General features: G+C 36.0%; 1 protein-coding gene. It reads right to left on the bottom strand.

All coding sequences use genetic code 11. The annotated features are described in order from the left end of the window. Nucleotides 1-1,713, bottom strand: a 1,713-nt coding sequence (locus ATO12_RS24445; RefSeq protein ID WP_131248900.1) for a SprB repeat-containing protein, incomplete at its 3' end; no start/stop codon positions are given. Nucleotides 1,714-1,770 lie beyond the last annotated feature (57 nt).

The raw sequence follows: 1,770 nt of genomic DNA, 5'->3' as shown, positions 1-1,770 counted from the left end.
TACAGTTACCTGGTAGTTTCCTATTCCTACATTGGTAAGAGATGCTTCGGTAGTTCCATCATCCCATAGATAAGTGTAATCTCCACCAGAGTTTAAAAATCCCCCTGTTGCACTGGCGATAAGGTTGACTTTGGTATCCGAACAATTAACGGTATTAGGAGTCATATTGATAGTGACCTGGATGGGCTCTGGATCGGTTAGAGTGAATGTTTCGACATCAGAACTACATCCATTACTATCGGTTACTACGATGGTATAAACCCCTTCATAGAGGTTGATGATATTTGTATTTGTAGACCCTAAAGGAGGTGTAAAAGGATTTCCGTCTTTGGTCCAGGCATAGTTTGTATAGTTACCAGATCCACTAGATACAGAGATTGCAATACGTCCATTATTTCCATTAATAAGAGTAGGGTTGGTAATGAGTGCAGACAACCCAATTACCTCTGGTATGGTTGGAAATCGTTCACCAACAGTTATGGGTGCACTAGTAGCTTCACAACCTTTACTATCTTTAATAAGAATGGTATATTGATTTGCAGTCAACCCATCAAACAGTGTACCTACAGGTTGTATATTGCTACCTACTATAGAATATTGATAAGGAGGCGTTCCACCATCTGGTGTTACTCTTATGCTTCCATCATCTCCCCCAAAACATTGTACGGGAGAAGGAGTACCGCTAACTGATAATACTGGGGGAGCAGTTAGTGTAAAAGGATTACTTTCATCATAAGCATCTGGGTTTGTACCTATATCGTCAAAACCTCCATTATTGCTTTTGGTCTGCCAGAATAGCTTATAGATCCCACCGGGTAGGTTTTTGGGATTCCAGGTATAAGAAGAACCAGTGAAATGACTTTTAGTTAATACTTTTGATTCATAACCATCAAAGACACTTCCTACTTGTCGATATACCTGTAAGTTCATTTTTTCTGAAACACTATCATCCAGTTCTCTATCAAAAGTTACTGTAAAGCTACCGTCATTGTTATAGCTACAGGTAGGATTGATTGGTGCTGGGTTAGGAGAAACATTTGGGTCTAGTGCAGGTGAGCAATTAAGAATTGTATATGGTTTTAAGGGAGAAAAAACATTGCCGACTAGTTTATATCTGAAATAAATTATTTTGTTTGCATTATTTTCAAAATCTACTGGAAAATTATTAAAATCTATAAATATTGATTTTTTGTTTGAAGAACCACTTATGGTAGCTAATTGCCCTTCAAAAGAATATTCCCATTCAATAATATCGGTATCAGAAATACCCGAGGTAGCATTTAATGTAACTCCATTACAGTTAAGTTCATCGGATTGTGTTGTATTAACTTTTTCAAAATATAATGTTCCAAAAGAAGGTTTATGTTCATAATATGAATCTATGTTAGGATCGATGTCCATCCTATATCCTCCTAAGCTGTATATTTTACCCCTATTAGGCCCTTCGATCCATCTACAACTTCCAGCTGAAACGCCATAATATGCAGGTCTTGTAGTTAAATCTAATATCCCTGTTGCAGTGCTAAGGGTTATATCATTTTCATCTGCAATTTTCAAACTCCCTCTAGAAGATATTACACTTGCTGGATTAGACATAAAACAACTTGAAGCAGTTAAGTCTAAAACATTAACTGTAGATACGTGATATTTAAATTGCCCATAGAAATTAACGGAAAATAATAAGAACAGTATGTACAATAAGAGTTTTCTCATAACGATGTTTTTTTATAATCCTTTTATTTACTCCCTATTTCATAATCACTTTTCTGA

Origin of the sequence: Aquimarina atlantica (assembly GCF_000626715.1) — a bacterium.
Taxonomy (GTDB): Bacteria; Bacteroidota; Bacteroidia; order Flavobacteriales; family Flavobacteriaceae; genus Aquimarina; species Aquimarina atlantica.
Note: the sequence above shows the minus strand (reverse complement) of the source record. Positions and strands in the feature narration are given on the sequence as shown.